The sequence below is a fragment of the Paraburkholderia panacisoli genome, assembly GCF_008369935.1.
Taxonomy (GTDB): Bacteria; Pseudomonadota; Gammaproteobacteria; order Burkholderiales; family Burkholderiaceae; genus Paraburkholderia; species Paraburkholderia panacisoli.
This window is the reverse complement of record NZ_VTUZ01000110.1, coordinates 1-5,221: the sequence shown is the minus strand read 5'-3', so window position 1 is coordinate 5,221 and position 5,221 is coordinate 1. Positions and strand designations below refer to the sequence as shown.

Annotated in this window: 3 protein-coding genes and 1 pseudogene; 3 read left to right on the top strand and 1 reads right to left on the bottom strand. The window is 58.3% G+C overall.

What is annotated here, in order from left to right; translation table 11 throughout:
- The first annotated feature begins 424 nt into the window (after positions 1-424).
- The 3 genes and pseudogenes from FVF58_RS50625 (at position 425) to FVF58_RS50615 (ending at position 3,088) form a co-directional block, all read left to right on the top strand.
- Entirely contained in the window at positions 425-1,279 is an 855-nt protein-coding gene (locus tag FVF58_RS50625) for a 3-hydroxybutyryl-CoA dehydrogenase (protein WP_149676931.1), read from the top strand.
- 92 nt (positions 1,280-1,371) lie between these two features.
- Positions 1,372-2,118: pseudogene (locus FVF58_RS50620) on the top strand (electron transfer flavoprotein subunit beta/FixA family protein); the annotation flags it as partial.
- A 34-nt stretch (positions 2,119-2,152) separates the two neighbouring features.
- Positions 2,153-3,088, top strand: coding sequence for an electron transfer flavoprotein subunit alpha/FixB family protein (locus tag FVF58_RS50615; protein ID WP_149676932.1), 936 nt, complete (start codon positions 2,153-2,155; stop codon positions 3,086-3,088).
- Between the two features lie 135 nt (positions 3,089-3,223).
- On the opposite strand, the gene FVF58_RS50610 is transcribed toward FVF58_RS50615, so the two are convergent.
- Complete coding sequence (locus tag FVF58_RS50610) at positions 3,224-4,276, bottom strand: LacI family DNA-binding transcriptional regulator (protein ID WP_149676930.1); 1,053 nt, start codon at positions 4,274-4,276, stop codon at positions 3,224-3,226.
- Positions 4,277-5,221: the final 945 nt, after the last annotated feature.

The window sequence follows — 5,221 nt, the reverse complement described above, 5'->3', positions numbered from 1 at the left end:
CAGCAAAAAACGTTGCCTGCTTCGCGCTTGTCCAGAACCGCCACGCGAACTGTCTGAGTGCCAGAACTGTTCGACTGGCATTTCCAGTTCGATGCCGGCATCGCGGTTGAGATGCCATAGATTATGCGAACGTTAGCATTTCAACAAGTGTAGTGGCGATGACTTTCGCTCGTCGATGAAGCAATCTGACGTTGTGCGGTTGCAGGGGTGCCATCCAAGATGCTATCGTTAGCATAGTGAATCCAGCACGCCCGGAAGGCGCTCGCACCTGACAGCGCAAGCGCGACTGCGGCTCCGGCGATGCTGCTGAGAGTCGCACGTCTGGGTCGGCGCCTTGGATGCGGAGTCTCAATATTCGAGAGCTCGAAGGGGGCGTTTCAGGACCCCAATTGACTCATCTCCATTCGACATCAGAGGACACCTAGTGAAAATCGAAACAATCGGCGTTGTCGGCGCCGGGACCATGGGCAGCGGGATCGCACAGGCTGCGGTAGTTGCCGGTCTGCGGGTCGTGCTGGTTGACGTCAGCGAGAAGACGCTTGCGAGCAGTGTGGCATCGTTGAGCGGCAGGCTTGAACGGATGGTGCAGAAAGACCAGCTCGATGGGCGCTCATGTGAGGCAGCTGTGCAGCGCTTGGTCGCAGGCACTGACTACAAGAGTCTTGCCAGTGCGGATCTGATTATTGAGGCAGCGACCGAACGTGCCGACATCAAGGCCGTTATCCTGCGGGAAATCGAGTCAACGGTTACACCGCATGCGATTATTGCGACCAATACCTCTTCGATCTCGATTACTTCACTGGCTGCGGCGCTTGAACGGCCTGACCGTTTTATAGGCATTCATTTCTTCAATCCTGTTCCAGTCCTGCCGCTGGTTGAAGTGATTCCCGGGTTGCAAAGCAGCAGCGAGACGGTTGATGTTGCGTTGCAATGGGCCCGGCAAATCGGCAAATCGCCTATTGTCGTTTCCAATTCGCCGGGGTTCGTCGTGAACAGGCTGCTCATCCCAATGCTGAACGAAGCATTCTTTCTTCTGGCTGAGGGCGTCGCGACGGCAGAGGAGATTGACGCCGGTATGCGGCTGGGCGCCAGTCATACGATCGGGCCCTTGGCGCTTGCTGATCTGATTGGCCTCGATGTCTGTTTATCGATCATGGACGTGTTGCAGAAGGATTTCGGGGATCCAAAGTATCGTGCGTGTCTGCTGCTTCGGGAACTTGTGGCAGCGGGCAGACTGGGGCGCAAGGCAGGCAGAGGCGTCTTTCAGTACAACGCGTGAGAAAGTCCATGTGTACGGTGCGGCGGAAGTGGGTCGTCGAAATCGTCGCATGAGATACCAGAAAATGAACAGATTCAAGAGGACGAGACGACGTGAAGGTTCTTGTTGCAGTAAAAAGAGTGGTGGATGCCAACGTGAAGGTTGGCGCGAAATCGGACAACACGGGCGTGGACATTGCCAATCTAAAAATGTCGATGAATCCGTTCGATGAAATCGCGGTTGAAGAAGCGGTGCGTCTGAAGGAAGCCGGCGTGGCGACCGAAGTGATCGCCGTGTCGGCGGGCGTGACGCAATCGCAGGAAACGCTGCGCACGGCGCTGGCGATCGGCGCAGATCGCGCGATCCTGATCGAGTCTTCCGAGGAACTGCAACCGTTGGCGGTTGCCAAGCTGCTGAAGGCGCTGGTCGACAAGGAACAGCCGCAGCTCGTCATTCTCGGCAAGCAGGCCATCGACGACGATTCGAACCAGACCGGCCAGATGCTCGCTGCACTGGCGAATCGGCCGCAAGCCACGTTTGCCTCGAAGGTTGTCGTCGCTGACGGCAAGGCTACCGTCTCGCGTGAAGTGGACGGCGGTGCTGAGATGCTTTCTTTAAAGCTCCCCGCAGTCATCACCACTGACTTGCGCCTGAACGAGCCGCGCTATGTGACGCTGCCGAACATCATGAAGGCGAAGAAGAAGCCGCTCAAAGTCGTCAAGCCGGAAGATCTGGGTGTCGACGTCACGCCGCGCCTGAAGACGCTGAAGGTTGTCGAGCCGCCGAAGCGCTCCGCCGGTGTGAAGGTGGCGGATGTGAAGGCGCTGGTCGAGAAGCTGAAGACCGAAGCCAAGGTGCTTTTAGTAGAACGCGGAGACAGAGCAAATGACGAATCTGGTGAATCTGGTAATAGCAGAACACGACAACGCGTCGATCAAGGCCGCGACGCTGAATACGATTGCAGCCGCGCAGAAGATCGGTGGCGATATTCACGTGCTGGTGGCTGGCCACAACGCGCAAGCTGCTGCGGACGCGGCAGCGAAAATTGCAGGCGTGAGCAAAGTCCTGCTGGCCGATGCGCCGCAACTCGAAGCAGGCCTCGCGGAAAACGTCGAAGCAACGGTGCTGAACATCGCGAAGGACTATTCGCACATCCTCGCGCCGGCGACTGCCTACGGCAAGAACATCGCACCGCGTATCGCCGCGAAGCTCGATGTCGCGCAGATCAGCGACATCACCGCAGTGGACGGCGCCGATACGTTCGAGCGCCTGATCTACGCGGGCAACGCAATCGCAACCGTGCAATCGGCCGACCCGATCAAGGTGATCACGGTGCGTTCGACCGTTTTCGACGCAGTCGCGGCCGAAGGCGGCAGCGCAACTGTCGAGAAGATCGAAGCGGCGGCAGACAGCGGAATTTCGCAGTTCGTGAGCCGTGAAGTGACGAAGCTGGATCGTCCGGAACTGACCTCGGCGAAGATCATCGTCTCGGGTGGCCGCGGTCTGGGCAACGGCGAGAACTACACGAAGGTTCTCGAACCGTTGGCGGACAAATTGAATGCCGCGCTGGGCGCATCGCGCGCAGCTGTTGATGCGGGCTTCGTACCGAACGACTATCAGGTCGGCCAGACCGGCAAGATCGTCGCACCGCAACTGTACATCGCTGTCGGCATCTCGGGTGCGATCCAGCATCTGGCCGGGATGAAAGACAGCAAAGTGATCGTCGCGATCAATAAAGACGAAGAAGCGCCGATCTTCAGCGTCGCCGATTATGGTCTGGTGGGCGATCTGTTCAGTGTTGTACCCGACTTCGCGGATCACCTGTCCTAGTCAGCCCCTGAAATGCGCTGCGCTGAGGCTCACGTCCGTCAGCCAGTTGGCGGACCGTCTGCACGGGCCTGCAGGGACGGGCGACTGAATTTGCCGCCGCTGTCGAAGCGTTGTCCCGACCGTGAGCGGCGGGATTCAGTTGGCGGTGTCGTGCAGCGGCGAGTTCGCTGTCTCACCCGACACCGCTCCGAGTTGCCGCGTGCTGCCTCGAACGATAAGCGTCGCGGGCGAGATCGAGGTATAAGGCGCAGAGGTGAACGAGTGCTGCTTGATGTGATGGACAAACCAGAGGCCGCACGCAGTTGCCAGGTCGGAAACGGGAAGCCCGACGGTTGTCAGCCCCGGACCCCACCAGCGAAATCCCATCTCGTCACCAAATCCGACGACGGACAGGTCGTCGGGCGCATGAACGCCTTGCACTGTCAGTTCCTCGAGGACACCTTGTGTGGTTTGCACCGACGCAGCAACGATGGCGGTCGGCGGTGTGGTCAGCGACAGCAGGCGACGCGTCGCCTCCCGGCCGAAGTCGACCGAGCCAGGAGCGCCGAGGTGCACAAATGCCGGGACCACGGTTTCATCGCGCGGCAGTGCTTTGTGGAAGCCTTTCAGGCGCGCTGAACCTGTAGGTAGGTCATCCGTACCGCCGACATATCCAATCCGATGATGACCCAGTTGCACGAGATGGTTGGTCGCCTCATATATCGCCTCAGTGTCGTCAATCCCGAACCACTGTTCGCCTAGCGCGGCATGCCGGCGTAGCAACTGGATGTGCGGCAGCGCTTTGAGCAGTTTCACGGACTCCGGATGAGGCCTCGCGGTCGGCACGATAATAATGCCGGCAACGTTCGCGCTCGTTAGCTCGCGTATGTGATGCAATTCGGTCAGGCGGTCATCATCGGTTTCTGACAGCGTTAACTGGAAGCCACCACCCTCGAGGCATTTCGACAGTGCGTGGGCGATCGTCGAGTAGAAACCATTGCGAATGTCGGGAAGGACCAGGCCGACAAGGTTGCTAGAAACCCCTCGCATCATTCGCGCTGCCAGGTTGGCAACGTATCCCATCTCGCTGGCAACCTCGATAACCCGCTGTTTTGTGGCTGCGCTGATTCTCGAATCGTCCGCGAGCGCACGTCCCACCGTTGACGGAGAGACCTTCAGGCGAGCGGCGATGTCTTTGATGGTAATCATTGGGTTTTCCAGTGCAGCGCAGCGGTTTTGTATAACGATAGCACAAAGGAAATAGGCAGCAGAACCGGCTTTGCCCGTAGCCGGGCGAGATGGCTGTGCTCAAGCGGGCGTGCGACCTCTTTCTCGTGCTACCGATAGCATTGACCCAGCAAGCCATTTCTGCCAACGCCAAGTGGCGCAGATGTGAATCTTGACCGTTGCTGCCTAGTGTTCCTGCGTCATCCGCCGACATTGGACACTCGGGCAGCGACTGCGTCCGATTTACTGTGAAGCGGGGATTGGGCGTAGTTCAATCAATTTCGCCGACCACCTCTCCAAGGCAGAACGTCGAACGAACGTTCGCGCAGAAATCTCACCGACGGATGCTAACGTACGCACGATTGGATAGCCACATTTGTTTGACTAGGTTGACAGCAAATGCTAGTCTGATGCTAACGTTAGCGCATTGGATGCATGGAGGCTGCGTTCTGCAGTTGGTGCGGGTCGGGCGTTCGCTGGGCGCCGTTCTAGGCGAATCGTCCGTATAGGGTGAGGTCGTCGATTTTCCGGTAATGCGCAGGCGATACGTCTTGTCACCTGCATCAAGGAGGCCAAAGTGTATTTCAATGAGGTGTCCTTAAGGTTTCTTGTTGAGAAATGGTTTGGAAGGGATTCGCTTTCGTCCGTGCAAGTGAGCCGTGTCTGGCATGCCCGGCTAGGTCGGAATCATTGTGTTCGGGTCCAGTCGTCGCGATCCGAAAACCCGGTGATCATCTTTTTCTTTCGGCATGACGACGGCAACTGGGGCGTCTTCCCGCCTGAAGCCAAACGTGCGGCGCTGACGGTCACTGAGATTGGCGTTCAACGCCCATGTTAGAAATTAGCCAACGATAGCATTAACGGCCGCAGTGATCGAAGGGTCGCCGTTGACTGCACGAATCCGCCCTGCGGAGTGGACTCTTCGCT

Coding starts and splice junctions, on each gene's coding strand:
- FVF58_RS50610 (WP_149676930.1), bottom strand. CDS start 4,276: ATGATTACCATCAAAGACATCGCCGCTCGCCTGAAGGTCTCTCCGTCA.